The 16356-nt window shown below is 73.1% G+C and carries 15 protein-coding genes and 1 pseudogene; 11 read left to right on the plus strand and 5 right to left on the minus strand.

Going from position 1 to position 16356, the window contains the following annotated elements; genetic code table 11:
- Positions 1 to 282 precede the first annotated feature (282 nt).
- Positions 283 to 723 carry a transglycosylase SLT domain-containing protein gene (locus OG710_RS07480; protein ID WP_111332047.1) on the plus strand — a complete coding sequence of 147 codons (441 nt, stop codon included), beginning with the start codon at positions 283 to 285 and terminating at the stop codon, positions 721 to 723.
- 163 nt (positions 724 to 886) lie between these two features.
- The gene (locus tag OG710_RS07485) at positions 887 to 1855 is read left to right on the plus strand and encodes an AEC family transporter (RefSeq protein ID WP_330238625.1); all 969 of its coding nucleotides are present in this window, start codon (positions 887 to 889) and stop codon (positions 1853 to 1855) included.
- 115 nt (positions 1856 to 1970) lie between these two features.
- Here the strand turns inward: OG710_RS07485 and OG710_RS07490 are convergent, their stop codons facing one another.
- Complete coding sequence (locus OG710_RS07490; protein ID WP_330242185.1) at positions 1971 to 3902, minus strand: bifunctional glycosyltransferase 87/phosphatase PAP2 family protein; 1932 nt, start codon at positions 3900 to 3902, stop codon at positions 1971 to 1973.
- 362 nt (positions 3903 to 4264) lie between these two features.
- Here OG710_RS07490 and OG710_RS07495 point away from each other — a divergent pair, with 362 nt between their 5' ends.
- Both OG710_RS07495 and OG710_RS07500 read left to right on the plus strand, forming a co-directional pair.
- Entirely contained in the window at positions 4265 to 5353 is a 1089-nt protein-coding gene (locus OG710_RS07495) for a DUF2330 domain-containing protein (protein ID WP_330242186.1), read from the plus strand.
- A gap of 129 nt (positions 5354 to 5482) precedes the next feature.
- Positions 5483 to 5974, plus strand: coding sequence for a GNAT family N-acetyltransferase (locus OG710_RS07500; RefSeq protein WP_330238626.1), 492 nt, complete (start codon positions 5483 to 5485; stop codon positions 5972 to 5974).
- Positions 5975 to 6013: 39 nt separating this feature from the next.
- Here the strand turns inward: OG710_RS07500 and OG710_RS07505 are convergent, their stop codons facing one another.
- Entirely contained in the window at positions 6014 to 8077 is a 2064-nt protein-coding gene (locus OG710_RS07505; RefSeq protein ID WP_330238627.1) for an MDR family MFS transporter, read from the minus strand.
- 151 nt (positions 8078 to 8228) lie between these two features.
- Here OG710_RS07505 and OG710_RS07510 point away from each other — a divergent pair, with 151 nt between their 5' ends.
- From OG710_RS07510 to OG710_RS07530, 5 genes are all read left to right on the plus strand, one after another.
- The gene (locus OG710_RS07510) at positions 8229 to 9302 is read left to right on the plus strand and encodes a peptidoglycan-binding domain-containing protein (RefSeq protein WP_330238628.1); all 1074 of its coding nucleotides are present in this window, start codon (positions 8229 to 8231) and stop codon (positions 9300 to 9302) included.
- Between the two features lie 212 nt (positions 9303 to 9514).
- On the plus strand, positions 9515 to 10177 hold the full coding sequence (locus OG710_RS07515) for an HAD-IA family hydrolase (protein WP_330238629.1): 663 nt from the start codon (positions 9515 to 9517) through the stop codon (positions 10175 to 10177).
- 441 nt (positions 10178 to 10618) lie between these two features.
- Positions 10619 to 11263 (plus strand): HNH endonuclease family protein, encoded by a 645-nt coding sequence (locus OG710_RS07520; protein WP_330238630.1) that lies wholly within the window; start codon positions 10619 to 10621, stop codon positions 11261 to 11263.
- A 473-nt stretch (positions 11264 to 11736) separates the two neighbouring features.
- Positions 11737 to 12195 (plus strand): DoxX family protein, encoded by a 459-nt coding sequence (locus OG710_RS07525; protein WP_330238631.1) that lies wholly within the window; start codon positions 11737 to 11739, stop codon positions 12193 to 12195.
- Between the two features lie 350 nt (positions 12196 to 12545).
- Positions 12546 to 13202: a DedA family protein gene (locus tag OG710_RS07530; protein ID WP_330238632.1), complete on the plus strand. Its 657-nt coding sequence runs from the start codon at positions 12546 to 12548 to the stop codon at positions 13200 to 13202.
- Positions 13203 to 13251: 49 nt separating this feature from the next.
- Here OG710_RS07530 and OG710_RS07535 read toward each other — a convergent pair whose 3' ends face one another.
- Together OG710_RS07535 and OG710_RS07540 are read right to left on the minus strand one after the other, a co-directional pair.
- A complete protein-coding gene (locus OG710_RS07535; protein WP_330238633.1) occupies positions 13252 to 13476 on the minus strand; it encodes a DUF2277 domain-containing protein in 225 nt (74 codons plus the stop codon).
- A 62-nt stretch (positions 13477 to 13538) separates the two neighbouring features.
- Positions 13539 to 13997: pseudogene (locus OG710_RS07540) on the minus strand (DUF7144 family membrane protein).
- Positions 13998 to 14202: 205 nt separating this feature from the next.
- Between OG710_RS07540 and OG710_RS07545 the strand changes: the two are divergent.
- Positions 14203 to 14541 (plus strand): PadR family transcriptional regulator, encoded by a 339-nt coding sequence (locus OG710_RS07545; RefSeq protein WP_111332024.1) that lies wholly within the window; start codon positions 14203 to 14205, stop codon positions 14539 to 14541.
- Positions 14538 to 15425: a hypothetical protein gene (locus tag OG710_RS07550; RefSeq protein ID WP_330238634.1), complete on the plus strand. Its 888-nt coding sequence runs from the start codon at positions 14538 to 14540 to the stop codon at positions 15423 to 15425. Before OG710_RS07545 ends, OG710_RS07550 begins: the two co-directional genes overlap by 4 nt.
- Before the next feature lie 13 nt (positions 15426 to 15438).
- Here OG710_RS07550 and OG710_RS07555 read toward each other — a convergent pair whose 3' ends face one another.
- Positions 15439 to 16212 carry a class I SAM-dependent methyltransferase gene (locus OG710_RS07555; protein WP_111332019.1) on the minus strand — a complete coding sequence of 258 codons (774 nt, stop codon included), beginning with the start codon at positions 16210 to 16212 and terminating at the stop codon, positions 15439 to 15441.
- Positions 16213 to 16356 lie beyond the last annotated feature (144 nt).

Below are 16356 nucleotides of genomic sequence, written 5' to 3' on the forward strand. Positions count from 1 at the left end.
TCCCGTACTAGGCGGGGTAGGAGGCGCGGGGCCGGACCGCAGGGCCCCGGCGCATCCGCCGTGACCTGCTATGAAGCGTTTTGAGGGGGTTCGGGACCTTCGGCCCCGGGTGCGAGGCGGGGTCGTATCGGGGGTCGTTGCCACGGCCGAACGGCGCCGCTAAGACTGGAACCCGTCGCCGAGCACCGCAGGTCCTCACCCGGATCACGGTCAACGAGCGCCGGTCCACGCAGGATTCGGACCGAGCCCGCGACTCCCCCGTTCCCAACCGTTAGGTTCCCTGTGTCGTTCGCCCGTAACCTCGTCTCCGCGCCCCGCATCTCCCGTCGCAAGGCCGCCGCTGCCGGCGCCACCGTTCTGCTGGGCGCCACCGGCCTCGGCCTGGGGGTCTCCTCCACGGCCATGGCGGCCCCGTCCGCCGTGCCGACGTCCGCCGGGAGTGCCCAGGACACGGCGCGGCAGATGATCGGTGACGGCGCCCAGTTCCAGTGCTTCAGCAACATCGTCAGCCACGAGAGCGGCTGGAACCCGACCGCGACCAACGCCTCCTCCGGTGCCTACGGCCTGGTCCAGGCGCTGCCCGCGTCGAAGATGGCGTCGGCCGGTTCCGACTGGAAGACCAACCCCGGTACGCAGATCAAGTGGGGTCTGGACTACATGAACTCCCGCTACGGCAGCCCCTGCGCCGCCTGGTCCTTCTGGCAGGCCAACAACTGGTACTGATCGGGCCCGTCCCGGACAGCCGGTGATCACCGAAGCCCCGACCGCCTCGCGCGGCCGGGGCTTCGGCCTGTCCGGGTGCCGGTGAGCATCCCCGTACGCCCGCCCGCACCTCCACTCGTACCCCGGTCCGAATGCAGAACGGGCGCACGGAATCATGGCGGGCATGTCCGCCCTGCTCTCCGGCTTCGCCCCCATCTGGGTCCTGACCGGCATCGGCTACGCGGTCGGGCGCGGTGGACTCCTCGGGGAGCGGGCGGAGGCGGTGCTCGGCCGGTTCGTCTTCCACGTGGCCATGCCCGCGGCCCTGTTCACCCTGGTGTCGGGGGCGAGCCCGGACGTCTTCGGTCATCCGTCGATGGTGGCGTTCGCCGCGAGTACGGCGGTGGCCGCCGGTGCCGGGTTCGTCCTGGCGCGGCGGGTCTTCGGCCGGGACCGGGCCGGGGCGGCGATCGGCGCGATGACCTCGGGCCAGGTGAACTCCGCCAATCTCGGCATTCCGGTGGCGGTGCAGGTGCTGGGCGACGCCTCGTTCGTGGCGCAGGTCATCCTCTTCCAGGTACTGGTGCTCTCGCCGGTGATCCTGACGCTGCTGGACTCCGGGACGCGCGGCGGCGGGAAGGGGGAGCCGGGCGTGCGGCGGGGCGGCGGGGTCCGCCGGATGCTCACCATGCCCGTGCGCAACCCGATCATCCTGGCCTCGCTGCTCGGGGTGGCCGTCTCGGCGTCCGGGCTGCGGCTGCCGGCCGCGCTGACGCATCCGTGCGAGGTGCTGGGCGCGGCTGCGGTGCCCACGGCCCTGATCACGCTCGGCCTGTCGCTGCACCGGGGGCCGGGCGGGGGCGAGGGGCGCGGGGGGCGCGGAAGCCGGGCGGAGACGGCGGTCGTCGTCGCGGTGAAGACGCTGGGGCAGCCGCTGGTCGCACTGCTGGTGGCGGGCCCGCTGCTGGGGCTGGCGGACGACCGGCTGCTGGCGGTGGTGCTGTGCGCGGCGCTGCCCTCGGCGCAGAACTCGTTCATCTACGCCCGTGAGTACGGCCTGGACACCGGGCCGGCCCGCGACGCGATCGTGGCGTCCACGCTGGTGTCGATGGTCACGCTGTCGGTGGCGGCCTGGGCGCTGGGGGGCCGGTGAGCGGCCGTGAGCCGTTCGAGTGGCGGGTGGCCGGGGGCGGGCCGATGCTTGAGGAGCGACGATCCACATACCGAAGGGGTGCGGGGACGTTCCACGTTTCCCCTCACCCCTTCGGTCAGGTCCGGGCCTCCAGCGCCCGGCCCGCGTCCTCCGGTGCCGCGGGTGCCGGCGGGGCGGCGCGCGACCGGCGCGGCCCGGTGAGCACGTACGTGATCAGGAAGCCGAGCGCGACGACGGTCGCCCCGCCCACCGCGTCCAGCACCCAGTGGTTGGCGGTCGCGACGATCGCGGAGACGGTGAACAGCGGATGCAGCGCGCCGAGCGCCTTCATCCACGGTTTCGGGGCGAGCAGCACGACGATCACCCCGCACCACAGGGACCAGCCGAAGTGCAGCGAGGGCATCGCCGCGTACTGGTTGGTGACGGCCGTCAGCGCCCCGTAGTCGGGCTGGGCGAAGTCCTGGACGCCGTGGACCGTGTCGATGAAGCCGAGGCCGGGCATCAGCCGAGGCGGGGCGAGCGGGTAGAGCCAGAAGCCGACGAGGGCCAGCAGGGTGGCGAGGCCGAGGGCGGTGCGCGCCCAGCGGTAGTCGGCGGGGCGGCGTACGTACAGCACGGCGAGGATGGCCAGCGGCACGAGGAAGTGGAAGGTCGCGTAGTAGTAGTCGAAGAAGGCCCGCAGCTCGCCGGTGCGGGCGACCGCGTGGTTGAGGGCGTGTTCGATGTCGATGTGCAGCCGGCGCTCGACGGAGTGGATCTGCCGGCCGTGCCGTTCGGCGGTCTCCCGTCCAGCCGTGGCGGCCAGCCGGATGTGCGCGTACGCGGAGTAGACGACCCGCAGCAGCAGCAGTTCGAGAAGCAGGTTGGGCCGGCCGAGGGCCCGCCGCAGCGGCAGGAGCGGGGTCCGGCGGGAGGCGGCGGGCTCCGCGTACGCGGTGGGCAGCGGCCGCCGCCAGTACGGGGAGGTGCGCGGCAGGAACGGGGCGGCGCAGGCGGCCCCGAGCGCGGCGATGAGCAGCACGTTGTCGCGTACCGGGAACGCCGCCCCGATGTTCGGCAGCAGCACGGTGCCCGGCAGGGTGGTGACCAGGACCACGACGGCCGGCCACACCATGCGGTCCGAGGCGCGCCGGCCCGCCCGGCCGACCACGGCGAGCAGCACCCACAGCAGCTGGTGCTGCCAGGCGGTCGGGGACACGGCGACGGCGACGCAGCCGGTGACGGCCACGGCGAGCAGGAGCTGCCCGTCGTGCGCGTACCGCACGGCGCGGCGCAGGCCGATGGCGCAGACGGCGGCGCCGAGCGCCAGGAACAGCGCGATCTCCGGCGGCCCGGTCAGGCCGGATCGCAGCAGCGCCCCGTGCAGGGACTGGTTGGCGAGGCTGTCGGCCTGGTCGCCGAGTCCGGCCCCGGCGACGTGGTGCACCCAGTACGTCCATGAGTCGTGCGGCATGACGGCCCAGGCCAGGGCGGTGCAGCCGGCGAAGGCGGCGGTGGCGGTGAGCGCGGCGCGGCGCCGGCCGGTGAGCCGGAGCAGGACCGCGAAGAGGAGCACGGTCGGCTGGAGAGCGGCGGCGACGCCGATCAGGACCCCGGCCCTGCGCTCCCCGCGCACGGCGAAGAGGCCGACGAGGACCAGGAGGACGGGCAGGATGCTGACCTGGCCGAGGTGGAGGGCCTCGCGCACCGGCAGCGAGAGCATGAGCAGGCTGATCGCGACGGGTGCGGCGAGCAGGGCGGTGCGCCGGCCGACCGGGCCGGGCAGGGCGCGGGCCGCGACGACGCCGAGGGCGGCGACCAGCAGCAGCGATCCGAAGGTCCAGGCGACGCCGAGGCTCTGTTCGGCGGTACGGGTGAGCGGCTTGAGGACGAGCCCGGCGAACGGCGTGCCGGTGAAGTGGTCGGTGTCGTAGAGCGAGCCGGGTACGTGGAGCACGCTGTGCGGGCCGATCCAGGTCTCCAGATCGGTGAGCCGTTCGCCCGGCGGCCGGCGCAGGACGACCGCCATCTGCCGCAGGGCCAGCGCGGCCACGATCAGCCAGAGCACCGCCCGTGCCGCGGTGGTCCTGGGTCCCGCCGTCGCGCTTCCGCTGCCGCCGTGCTCCGCGTTCGCCACGCTGTGCCGTTCCTCCCGAGGTCTGCCACCGGCCGACTGTCCGGCATGTGTAGAACCTTCGCACTGTGTTACGGGATAGGCACAATCAACCCGCTCTTCGAAATTCACCCCCATTTGTCCTAAAAGATGCCCGGTCAGGTGTGCGGAACGGCCGGAACCGGCGTGCGTCCGCGCACGTCTGAGCCCGTGATCAGCAACGACGGGGAGGACGGAAGATGCGGCGCGCGCGGAGAGAACGCGGGACGGGCAAGGGGGCGCGCGGCTGGGCGGCCCGTGCGCTCTCCCTGGCCCTGATCCTGGTGTCGTTGCAGCTGGGATCGTTGATCGCGCCGGCGTACGCCTGCGGGTGCGGGGCGATGGTGGTGGACCGCGAGAGCAGGGTCGCGGTGGACCGGGAGACGTCGGCGGTGGGCTGGGACGGCCGCACCGAGCAGATCGTGATGCGGCTGAGCGTCCGGGGCGACGCGCCCGACGCGGCCTGGATCATGCCCGTGCCGAACCGCGCCACGGTCGAGCTGGGCGACGCCGAGCTGTTCACGGAGCTGGAGGCGATCACCGCGCCGGTCCACGAGGAGCGGCACTATTTCTGGCCGCGCGAGAAGGACTGGCCGTTCGGCGGCTCGGACCACGCGGTGGGCGACAGCGCCGCCGGGCCCCGGGCGCCCGCGCCGGTCGAGGTCGTCGGCCGGGAGCGGCTGGGCCCCTTCGACGTGGCCCGGCTGGCGGCGACGGACCCGGAGGCGCTGGAGGGCTGGCTGACGGAGAACGGCTTCGAGCTGCCGGACCGCCTCGCCACCGCCCTGACCCCGTACGTGGAGCAGAAGTGGGAGTACGTTGCGGTGCGGCTGGCGCCGCGGGACCGGGGGGCCACGCTGAGCGGCACGCTCGACCCGCTGCGGCTGCGGTTCGCCAGCGACCGGCTGGTCTATCCGATGCGCCTGTCGAAGCTGGCCGCCACCCCGCAGTCCCTGGACCTGTACGTGCTGGCCGACCACCGCATGGAGCCGCGCGGCACGATCGGCGGGCGGCCCGCGAAGGTCTCCTACGCCGGCCGGGTGGACCCGGCGGCGGAGCCGTACGAGGCGCTGTCGGCGGTCACCGGCGACAAGCCGGTCTTCGTGACGGCGATGCACCAGTACTTCCCGACGCCGGAGCGGATCAACGGCGACCACGAACTGCTGGCGACCGCCGAGGACACCCCGTACCGGACGGTGATCCACCGGGAGACGCTGCTGACCTGGGGCGGCATCCCGGCCTGGCTGCTGACGCTGCTCGCCGGCGCGGCGGCGGTGGTCGTGACCGTGCTGCTGCTGGTACGCGCCCGGCGCCGGCGCCCGGTGACGCCCCCGGCCCCGGTCCTCACCCCGCCGCCGCTGCGGTGAGCCGGGCCCGGCCGGCACCGGCGGCCGACCGATGATCCGGATGTGCGTACGAGGAGTGAGGCGTCACCGGTACCCGTCACCCTCGAAATCACGTGGCCCATACATGTGTGCGGTGCCCAGAATGGCCCCATGACCTGGACCGTGGCACCCGAACCCTTCGACTCCGCCGACGCGGCCCTGCTCCGGCGCGACTACTACGGCGAGGTCGCCGGCCGCTACTGGGGGCGCCCGGCGACGGCCGCGGAGATCGACGAGGGGCTCACCGACGACGGCGCTTCGCTGCTGCGGGCGCCCACCGGGGACTTCCTGGTGGGCCGCTCCGGTGGCCGCCCGGCGGGCTGCGCGGGCCTGGTCCTCGTGGAGGGCGGCACCGCCGAGCTGACCCGCGTCTTCGTCCGCCCGGAGTTCCGGGGCACGGGCGGCGGCGGGCTGCTGCTCGCGGCGGTGGAGGCCCGCGCGCGGGCCCTGGGGGTGGCGCTGCTGCGGCTCGACACCCGGCACGACCTGGTCGAGGCCCGCGGCCTGTACGCGAAGCACGGCTACCGGGAGGTGCCGGCGTTCAACGAGGGCCCGTACGCCGAACGCTGGTTCGCCAAGGAGCTGCGCGGGGCGGCGCAGTAGGGGTGCGGGGGCCGGGGGACTTCCCCGTACGCCTTCGGGTCACTCGCCCCGGTGGGGGTGGCCCGCCGCGTGGTCGCGCCTCGGCTCGGGGCTGTGCGGGCGCTCCTTGCTCGATCCGCTCGTCTCGGCCGTCAGCTCGGAGACCAGGGCGACCAGGTCGGTGGGCCGGTCGGGCCCCCACCAGTCACCCAGGAGCGCGGCCAGCGAGTCCTCGCGGGCCTGGGCGAGCTTGACCACCGCCTCCGCGCCCGGCTCGGTGAGCACCATCTGCACCCCGACGCGCCGGACGAGCCCGCGCCCCTCCAGCTGCCGGGCCGCCTCGTTGATCACGCGCAGCGGTACAGGGGCCACCTCGGCGAGCCGGGCGGGCTCCACGGTGCCGTGGCGCTTGATGCGCAGCAGCATCCAGCCGGCGGCCGGCAGCAGATCGAGGCCCGCCCGCTCGGTGATCTTCACATAGACCTCGCGCCGGCCCTCCCGGGTAGCGAGCACGGACAGGGCCCGCGCGCACTCGTCGTACGAGGAGCGCTCGACCGGGTTGGAGGCCAGCGTCTCGGTCGGGTCGGGCGCCGTCACCGAGCCGCGCAGCGGGTCCTCCTTGAGGAACCAGGCGAAGACGAAGGCGACCAGGACGACGGGCGCGGCGTACAGGAACACATCGGTGATCGACGTCGAGTAGGCCTGGAGCACCGGGCCGCGCAGGCCGGGCGGCAGCTGCCCGATGGCGCGCGGGTCGGCGGCCAGGGCCTTGGCGTCGACGCCCGGCGGCATCGACCGGCCGGCCAGCGCGGCGCCGAGTTTGTCCGTGAGCCGGTTGGTGAAGATCGTGCCGAAGATCGCCACACCGAACGAGGCCCCGATGGACCGGAAGAACGTCGCCCCGGAGGTCGCCACGCCCAGGTCCCGGTACGAGACGGCGTTCTGCACGACCAGGACGAGGACCTGCATCACCAGGCCGAGCCCCGCGCCGAACACGAAGAAGTAGGCGCTCATCTCCCAGGTGCCGCTGGAGACCGTCAGCCGGTGCAGCAGAAGCAGGCCGATCGCGGTGATGCCGGTCCCGGCGATCGGGAAGACCTTCCAGCGGCCCGTCCGGCTGACGATCTGCCCGGACACCGTGGAGGTGATCAGCAGCCCGAAGACCATGGGCAGCATGTGCACACCGGACATCGTCGGCGTGATGCCGTGCACCACCTGGAGGAAGGTCGGCAGATAGGTCATCGCACCGAACATCGCGAACCCGATGACGAAGCTGATCACGGCGACCAGGCTGAACGTCCTGATCCGGAACAGTTTCAGCGGGATCACCGGCTCGGCGGCGCGCCGCTCCACGAACACGAACGCGATCAGCAGCAGGACGGCCAGCACCGCGAGGCCGATGATCTTCCAGGAGCCCCAGGGCCAGGTGGTGCCGCCGAGGGAGGCGACGAGGACCAGACAGGTGGCGACCGCCGCGATGAGGAAGGTGCCCAGGTAGTCGATGGTGTGCTTCGTCCGGCCGACCGGGATGTGCAGCACGGCGGCGATCACCACGAGGGCGACCACCCCGATGGGCAGGTTGATGTAGAAGACCCAGCGCCAGGAGAGGTGCTGGGTGAAGAAGCCGCCCAGCAGCGGCCCCAGGACGCTCGTCGCCCCGAACACCGCACCGAAGAGACCCTGGTACTTCCCGCGCTCGCGGGGCGGGACGATGTCACCGACGATCGCCATCGACAGCACCATGAGACCGCCGCCGCCGAGCCCCTGGAGGGCGCGGAATCCGATCAGCTGGGGCATGTTCTGGGCGATGCCGCAGAGCGCGGAGCCGATCAGGAAGATGACGATCGCGGTCTGGAACAGCTTCTTGCGCCCGTACTGGTCGCCGAGCTTCCCCCAGAGCGGAGTCGCGGCCGTCGAGGCCAGCAGATAGGCCGTGACCACCCACGACAGGTGTTCGAGCCCGCCGAGGTCGCTGACGATCGTGGGAAGTGCCGTGGAGACGATGGTCTGGTCGAGTGCGGCGAGCAGCATGCCGAGAAGCAGTGCGCCGATCGCCACCAGGACCGACCGCGTGGAGCGGTCCGCACCGGGGGCCGGGGCCTGGGGGCTCAGCTGCTGGGCCATGAGACATCTCCTCGGAGGCTCTCCTCGGATGATCCGCTACACACCCATCCTGTCTGTTCCACCCCGTTATGGCCTGCCGGAGACCCACCTGATTGGGGTTCTCGGCGGCGGGCTGCATAATCGCAGGCAGTTCAAGGGGAGGGGACCCACCATGACCGGACATATATGCCCGGAGTGCGGTACGGAAGGCAGACCGGGCACCGGCCCGGTCTGCGCCTGCGCGGGCCGCGCGGTGTACGGCGCCACGGGCGCGCCCGGTCACCTCACCGACCCGGAGCGGGCCGCCGAGCAGCGGCGTATCGCCGAGGAGCACCACGCCGGCCGGTCCGCCGAGATGGCCGCGGCGGAGGACTTCGACCCGCTGCGCATCCGCCCGTACGTGACGCTGGGCGGCGACACCGCGGCCGCGCCGTCCCCGACGCCCCCGCCGGGCGCCCCGCACGTCTACGCCCCCGAGGCCGACGCCGCGACGACCATGCCGCTGTATCTGCCGCCCATGGCCCCCGCGCCGCACGCCGGTGACGGGACCGACGAGCCCACGACCGCGCTGCTGCTCACCCGCCCGGACCCGGTGGCGCCGCGCCGCCGCAAGCCCTTCGTCGCCGTGGTCGCCGGCGCGGCCGTGGTCACCGTCGTCGGTACGGCCGCCTTCATCGGCGGGCTGTTCAACGGGGACGGCGGCGGGGAGGCCGACCTGGACCAGGCCCTGCCCTCCACGGTGGCCAGCCTCCCCGACGAGAGCAGCGAGCCCTCGCCGTCCGCATCGGCCTCCGCATCGCCGTCCCCGTCGCGCTCGGCCTCCCCCTCGGCGTCCGCGACCGCCTCGGCATCGGCGTCCGCGTCCGCGTCACCCTCCGCGTCCCCCTCCCGCTCCGCGTCCGCGTCCGCTTCGGCGTCCGGGGCGGGCCACGCCTCCTCGTCCCCCTCGACCACGGCGGGGAGCAGCGCCCCGGTGGAGGGCGTGGCCCCGCCGCCCACGACCCCGGACGAGGGGGAGACGCTGCGGCGGGGCGACCGGGGCCCGGCGGTGGCGGAGCTGCAGAACCGGCTGCGCGAGGTCTGGGTCTACAACGGCCCCGTGGACTCCTCCTACGGGGACCGCACGGAGCAGGCCGTGGGCGATCTCCAGAACTGGTGGAACATCACGGGGGACCCGAAGGGCGTCTACGGCCCGCACACCCGGACCCGCCTGGAGGCGGTGACGACGGGACGCGGCCGCCGCTGACCGCTGCCCGTTCCCTGCTGCCCCTTCCCCGCTGCCCGCGCGGGCGCACGCGGGACCGCCGGCCCGGAGGGATTCGCCAAGACCGGCATGTTTTTGTATCGTGGAGGAACAAAGTGGCCTCCGCGCGCACACCCTGACCGGCGGGCGGGGGCCGCTTGATCTCTCGCGCCGCTCACCCCCCGCAGCGCCCTCCCCCGTTCTGGAGCCCGCCCATGCCGGCCACCGCCCTCACCGCCAAAGCCCTCCTCCTGGACATGGACGGCACCCTGGTGAACTCCGACGCCGTCGTGGAGCGCTGCTGGCGCCGCTGGGCGCTGCGACAGGGGCTGGACCCGGAAGAGGTACTGAAGGTCGTCCACGGCCGGCAGGGGTACGCCACGATGGCGGTGCTGCTCCCGGACCGCCCGATGGCGGAGAACCACGCGGACAACCGGGTGATGCTCGCCGAGGAGACCGCTGACACGGACGGGGTGGTCCCGATCGGCGGCGCCCCCGCCTTCATGGACGCCATCGCGGCCCTGCCGCACGCCCTGGTCACCTCGGCCGACCTGCCGCTGGCGACGGCCCGGATGGGCGCGGCCGGACTGCGGATGCCGGACCTCCGCGTCACCGCCGAGAGCGTCGGGGCCAGCAAGCCGGACCCGGAGGGCTTCCTCAAGGGCGCGGCGGCGCTGGGCTTCGATCCGGCGGACTGCGTGGTCTTCGAGGACTCCGAGGCGGGCATCGCGGCGGGCCGGGCGGCCGGTATGCGCGTGGTGGGCGTGGGCCCGCGCGCGGGAGCCCACGCCCCGGACGTCCATGTGCCGGACCTGGCGCACCTGCGCGTGGAGCCGGCACCGGACGGCACGATCACCCTGCACATCGCGGCCGCCTGAGCTACGGACACCGGCCCGGCCGCGTCCGGGTGGGGCCGGTGACCTGAGCCGCGGACGCCGGCCGCGCCAGGCACGGCCGCACCCGCGGCCACCCGCACCCCATACGTCCGACGCGGCACCTCACGCCCCCTCAGACACCAGCGCCACGAACCTTCGTACGGCCCCCGCCTCCCCCCGGCGGGGGCCGTTGCGCATGCGCTCCCGCCCTGGTCAGGGGCGCCGGTCTCCCGCCGCCCGCCGCGCCGCACCGGCTCGGCGCGCCCGCGTGCGCGAGCCCGCGCTCCCCCCGCACCACGAACGTCTCCGTCAGATCCCTTGATGTGACGTGCCCATGTCGCCACTCTGTTACCTGGCGCCCACCCCACGGCAACCCGGCGCCGCCACGATGGTCGGGTCGTTGCTGACGGCCCGTCCGCATCCCCCCACATCAAGGGAGTTCGCATGTCAGGTGTCTACGCGCGTCGCATAGGCGTCCTCGCCGCATCCGCCGCCCTGGCCGCCACCACCGGCCTGCTCACCGCCCCGAGCGCCCGGGCGGCCATGCCCACTCCGGTCTCCGCGGCCACCGCCCGTACCTATCTGAGCCAGCTGACCGTCAAGGCGGAGGGCTCGTCCAGCGGGTACAGCCGGGACAAGTTCCCGCACTGGATCACCCAGTCGGGGACCTGCAACACCCGCGAGGTCGTTCTGAAGCGGGACGGCACGAACGTCACCCAGAGCTCCAGCTGCGCGGCGACGAGCGGCACCTGGTACTCGCCGTACGACGGCGCCACCTGGACCGCCGCGTCCGACCTGGACATCGACCACATGGTCCCGCTCGCCGAGGCCTGGCGATCGGGCGCCTCCAGCTGGACGACCGCGCGACGGCAGGCGTACGCCAACGACCTGACCCGGCCGCAGCTGATCGCGGTCACGGACAACGTCAACCAGTCCAAGGGCGACAAGGACCCCGCCTCCTGGCTGCCGCCGCGCGCCGCATACAAGTGCACATATGTGCGCGCCTGGGTACATGTGAAGCACTACTACAACCTGACCGTGGACACGGCCGAGAAGTCGGCCCTCCAGTCCGCGCTCAGCGGCTGCTGAACCGGGGCGCGCGACACCGCGCGCCCGCCCCCCGGTGGCCCCACCGACCGGCGCCCGCACAACGGACCGGCCGGGCGGGGCCACCGATGCGTTTTCGGCCTTCTACTGCTGTTCATGACAAGCCACCGAGCCCTCCGGAGGCGGCGCCGGGCCGCAGCGAGCCGCCATCGGGACGAATCGGGCCCGCGACTCCAGCGGGGCTCAGGTGAGAACAGAGGCGGCCATGGTCGGGGCACCGACCGCCCTCCACCAACCCTCATGGCCGGAAAACTGCGTTGCCATTGGTTCAGGCCAACACAGGAAGGAAGACTGCCCAGTTCGAGGCGGTATCGACCCGTCGATCGGCTCACAACTGACCATCTAATTCTGGCCAGTCGGCAGAACGTTGAACTTGCAAGTATTGGTGAGGTCTACCTAATCTTTGGCGCTCAGTCGGTTCACGTCCCCACCAGACCGAAGGAGCCTCCCCCACCATGACCCCACACCTCCACCGGGCCCAGCCCTACGCCCTCGCGCTCTTCCGTATCGTCGCCGGTCTCCTCTTCGCGTGCCACGGTGCCGCCTCGATCTTCGGGATTCTCGGCGGCGCCCACGGCGGCGGCTCCATACCCGCCGGCACCTGGCCGGGCTGGTACGCGGCGGTGATCCAGCTCATCGGCGGCATCCTCGTCGCCCTCGGCCTGGGCACCCGCGTCGCGGCCCTCGTCTCGTCCGGCTCCATGGCGTACGCGTACTTCACGGTCCACCAGTCGCACGCCCTCCTCCCCATCGAGAACGGCGGCGAATCGGCCGCGATCTTCTGCTGGGTCTTCCTGCTGCTCGTCTTCACCGGCCCCGGCGCCTTCTCCCTGGACGGCCTGATCACCGCCCGCACGCCGCACCGCCAGAACCGGGACCACAGCCAGGAGCAGAACTCCCCCGTCGCCGTCTGACCCCCGCCGACCTCCCCCTTCCCACTCCCACCCCCTCCCCCGGGGCCCGCTGACCGACCGGGCCCCCGAGACCCCCGACCGAACCCCCACCAGACCCCCATCGAAACCCCTGTCAGAACCCCTGCCGAAACCCCTGTCGGACTCCCCACCGACGCCCGTACGCCTCCGTGTACCGCCGGGAAACCGCTCCCCGGCGGTACACGCTCAAGCCTCGCTCGAGCGAGGTGCCGAACATCACGCATATATATGGATCACCGGGTGAACGGCGGGCGTACGCTGTACAGCTGGACCTGCCGCTCCTGCCGCTCCCCTGCGACGTCGCGGCGTTGTCACCGATCGGGGAGTAGAAGGTGCTGGAGAGTGTGGGTGCGCTGATCGGCAGCCCATGGATCTATGCCGTGGTCGCCCTCTCCGTGCTGCTCGACGTCTTCCTCCCCGTCCTGCCCAGCGGCGTCCTGGTGGTCACCGCCGCCACGGCGGCCGCCGCCGGCACTACCGGGGTCGCCGCCGACGCCGTGGGCGCCGCCCGGCATGTGACCGAGGTCCCCTCACTGCTCGCCCTTCTGCTGTGCGCCGCCACCGCCTCGGTGCTCGGCGACCTGGCCGCGTACCGGCTGGCCCGGCGCGGCGGGGAGCGGCTGGACCGCGCCATCGCGCGCTCCCGGCGCCTCAGCTCTGCGCAGGAGCGCCTGGGCGCCGCCCTGAGCCGGGGCGGCGGCATCCTCGTCGTCATCGCGCGCTTCGCCCCCGCCGGGCGCTCCGTCGTCTCCCTGGGCGCGGGCGCCTCGCACCGCAAGGTGAAGGAGTTCCTGCCCTGGTCGGCCGTCGCGGGCCTGGCCTGGGCCGGCTACAGCGTGGGCCTCGGCTACTTCGGCGGGCAGTGGCTGGGCGCGGGCTGGCTGGGCACGGCCGTCTCCGTCCTGGCCCTGTTCCTCGCGGGCTCGTTCGCGGCGCTGCTCATGCGTCGCCCGGCCGAGGCGGCCCGCGCCGCCGCGGCGGCGTCCTGACAGCACGGTATTCCTGACGGCACGGCCCTCAGCCCCCGCCGGGCGGGCCCTACGGCGTTCTCGCGCCGCCCCGTATCTCCAGGCCGTCGAGCAGCCGGGCGGTCGCCTCGGCGATCTCCTCGACGGCACGGTCGAAGACTTCCCGGTTGTGCGCGGCCGGGGCGCGGAAGCCCGACACCTTGCGGACGAACTGCAGGGCGGCGGCGCGGATGTCCTCCTCGGTGGCTTCTTCGGGGAGGGCGGGCGGTCGGAGCGTCTTGATACTGCGGCACATGTCTCCAGTGTGACCCGCACCACTGACAACGGCGCCCGACGCCGGCATCCGGCTCCGGCCGGTCAGATGACCGGCTTGAGGCGTCCCGTGCACAGGGCCCAGATCACGAACGTGTCGATGGCCAGGGAGACCACCGCTCAGATCGGCTGGTAGGGCAGCCACATGAAGTTGGCGATCATGTTGAGCGCCGCGAGGCCCACACCGACCCCGCGTGCCCAGGCGAAGCCCCGGAGGATGCCCCAGCCGACGAGCGCGACGAGGATGCCCAGGACGAGGTGGATCCAGCCCCAGGCCGTCACGTTGAACTTGAAGACGTAGTCGTTGATCCGCGCGTACACGTCGTTCGAGGCGATTCCGGCGATGCCCTTGATCGCCCCGAGCACCCCGTCGACCATCAGCAGCACGCCGGCGAACATGATCCCGCCGGACGCCCAGGGGTTCTCGTCCTCCGGCCCGGTCCCGCCGCCGGGAGGCGGGGAGGGCGACGAAGGGGTGCCGGGCGGGGGCGCTGTCTGTGCCATGAGGACTCCTCGGCCGGTGGAAGGTGCGGGCCAGACCGACCCTGCGCCCCCGCCCCGCGCACGGCCACACGGACGCACCCGTACGGGTGACGCCTGCTCCGGCGGCCCGCACCTCGCCCCACCCGGTTCGCACCCTTCCCATCGCAGGTCGGGAGCACCCGACATATGCCGCTGAACGACACATGACTGTCGTAGGATGCCGGGCATGAGCGAACGCGCGATGCAGGAACCGACCCTCCTCCTCCTGACCGCCCTGGCCGACCAGCCCCGGCACGGCTACGCCATCACGCGCGAGATCGAGAAGATCTCGGACGGCCGCGTGAAGATGCGGACCGGCACGCTGTACGGGGCGCTGGAGCGCCTGCTCAACGAGGGCCTGATCGAGGTGCACGCGGAGGAGGTCGTGGACAGCAGGCTGCGCCGCACGTACACGCTCACCGCCACCGGCCGCGAGGTCCTGGCCGCCGAGGCGCGCCGCATCGCCGCCACCGCGCGCGAGGCCACCCGGCGGCTGGGTGTCGCCGGGAAGCCGGCCACCGCATGAGCACCCCGCTGCTGCGGCTCTACCCGGCCGGTTACCGCCGCGCCTTCGGGGACGACATCGCCGAGGCGTACCGCGAGGCGGTCGAGGGCGCCGGCCGGTCCGCGCGGCTGCGCGAGGCGGGCGACATCATGGCGCACGCGCTGCGGGTGCGGCTGCGCCTGGGCTCCGCGCAGCGCGCCGGCCGGCTGTTCGCCGCCGCCGCGCCCTTCGCGCTGGCCGCGACGGCCGCGTACGCCGCCTTCGGCCTGGTCTCGATGCTGGCCGACTGGCGGCTGAGCGGGACTTCGGACTTCCTCCTTCCGCTCAGCTACGTCATGATCGGCTGCGATCTGGTGACGCTGACGGGCGCGGTCCTGGCGCTGGGCGGCCGCTTCACGACGGGGGCGCGGTGGGCGTTCGCGGGCGCGCTGACGCAGCAGCTGGCGCTCGTCCTGGTCCCACTGTCGGCCGGGGCAATCGTTCCGCCGGCCGCCGCCCCGTACATCCTGGCGCCGGTCGCGGTGGCCGCGCTGCCCGTTACCTGCCCGCCGGACCTGCGCCCGCCCGGCCGCGCCCTGGGGGCGTCGGCGCTTGCGGCGCTGTCGCTGTGGACGCTGCTGGTGGTGGCCGCGCTGGCCCTGACGGACGTCACCGGCCATCTCGCGATCACCCTGTGGCGCCTGGGCGTGCCGATGACCGCCGCGCTGCTGCTGGCGGGGCGCCCGGCGCTGTCCCGGCTGCGGACGCCGGGGCGGTTCGCGCTCGCGGGGGCGCCGTTCGTGGCGATGGGGTACTGCGCCGGGGTGGTGGACCGGGACACGCTGGTCCCGGCCCTAGCGGCGATGGCGGCCGCGGGCGTCGCGCTGCGCCTGTGGCGGGTGCGGGCCGGTGCGGGGGCGGGCTGAGGGGCCCTGCGGGCTACGCGGTGACGCGTATCTTCGACTGGCCGTGCCCGAGCTTCTCCCAGTCCTCCATGAACCGCGCCCGCAGCCCGTGCCGGGCGGCGAGGTCGATCAGGGTCTCGGTCCGGTAGTAGAAGTCCTCGCGCAGCACCTGGTGTTCGGCGCCGGTGGTGCGGTCGAAGGTGAAGTCGAAGTGCCCGCCGGGCGCCAGTACGCGCCCGACATGGGCCAGGCACTCGTCGATGATCTCCAACGGCGAGTGCGAGAACACGCTGTGCGCGTGGACGACGTCGAAGTACGCGTCCGGCAGGAAGTCCAGCGTCAGGTCCTTGGTGATGGTCAGGTGCGGCACCTTGGCCTGGAGCCCCTGGGTGGTCAGGGTCTGCTTGGCGGCCATCAGGATGTCGGGCGAGATGTCGATGCCGTAGTAGTGCCCGGCCTCCAGGTAGTCGATGAACCGCCAGCCGGCGCGCAGGTTGCCGCAGCCGATGTCGAGCATCCGGGCACCGGGGGCGAGCCCGTGCTCGACGAGATAGTCGAACTGCATCTGCCCCAGGGCCAGCCACCGCTCGTGCGTCTGACTGCCCACGGCGGCCTCGGGGTTGCGCCGGGTGTCCGAGGCCATCACGGCCCGGTAGTAGTTCACGTGGTCCGGGTGCTTGAACGCCAGCCAGCGGTCCCTGGCCGCCCGCTTCAGATAGGGCGCGATGCGGTCCGGACGGCGTGCGGCGTAACGGACCTTATGGGCGAGCGACTCACGGTTGGCGACGAGGTTCTTCTTGGAGGCCATGCTGCTCCACCTTCTCCACTGCGTGCGGCATCCCGGAAGGCCGCAGCGTGAAGCGGCCCGGAGCGGGACGTAACGCTGCCACTATAGGTCGGTCACCGACATATACAAACCAACGACGTACGCGTACTCCCTCCTCGCCGGCCG

The sequence above is a fragment of the Streptomyces sp. NBC_00525 genome (assembly GCF_036346595.1).
In the GTDB taxonomy this organism is placed as follows: Bacteria; Actinomycetota; Actinomycetes; order Streptomycetales; family Streptomycetaceae; genus Streptomyces.

Excerpts from the sequence above, each read along its gene's own strand:
- OG710_RS07485 (WP_330238625.1), top strand. The coding sequence starts at position 887 with ATGTCCGCCCTGCTCTCCGGCTTCGCCCCCATCTGGGTCCTGACCGGC.
- OG710_RS07500 (WP_330238626.1), top strand. The coding sequence starts at position 5,483 with ATGACCTGGACCGTGGCACCCGAACCCTTCGACTCCGCCGACGCGGCC.
- OG710_RS07505 (WP_330238627.1), bottom strand. The coding sequence starts at position 8,077 with ATGGCCCAGCAGCTGAGCCCCCAGGCCCCGGCCCCCGGTGCGGACCGC.
- OG710_RS07510 (WP_330238628.1), top strand. The coding sequence starts at position 8,229 with ATGACCGGACATATATGCCCGGAGTGCGGTACGGAAGGCAGACCGGGC.
- OG710_RS07515 (WP_330238629.1), top strand. The coding sequence starts at position 9,515 with ATGCCGGCCACCGCCCTCACCGCCAAAGCCCTCCTCCTGGACATGGAC.
- OG710_RS07520 (WP_330238630.1), top strand. The coding sequence starts at position 10,619 with ATGTCAGGTGTCTACGCGCGTCGCATAGGCGTCCTCGCCGCATCCGCC.
- OG710_RS07525 (WP_330238631.1), top strand. The coding sequence starts at position 11,737 with ATGACCCCACACCTCCACCGGGCCCAGCCCTACGCCCTCGCGCTCTTC.
- OG710_RS07535 (WP_330238633.1), bottom strand. The coding sequence starts at position 13,476 with ATGTGCCGCAGTATCAAGACGCTCCGACCGCCCGCCCTCCCCGAAGAA.
- OG710_RS07545 (WP_111332024.1), top strand. The coding sequence starts at position 14,203 with ATGAGCGAACGCGCGATGCAGGAACCGACCCTCCTCCTCCTGACCGCC.
- OG710_RS07550 (WP_330238634.1), top strand. The coding sequence starts at position 14,538 with ATGAGCACCCCGCTGCTGCGGCTCTACCCGGCCGGTTACCGCCGCGCC.
- OG710_RS07555 (WP_111332019.1), bottom strand. The coding sequence starts at position 16,212 with ATGGCCTCCAAGAAGAACCTCGTCGCCAACCGTGAGTCGCTCGCCCAT.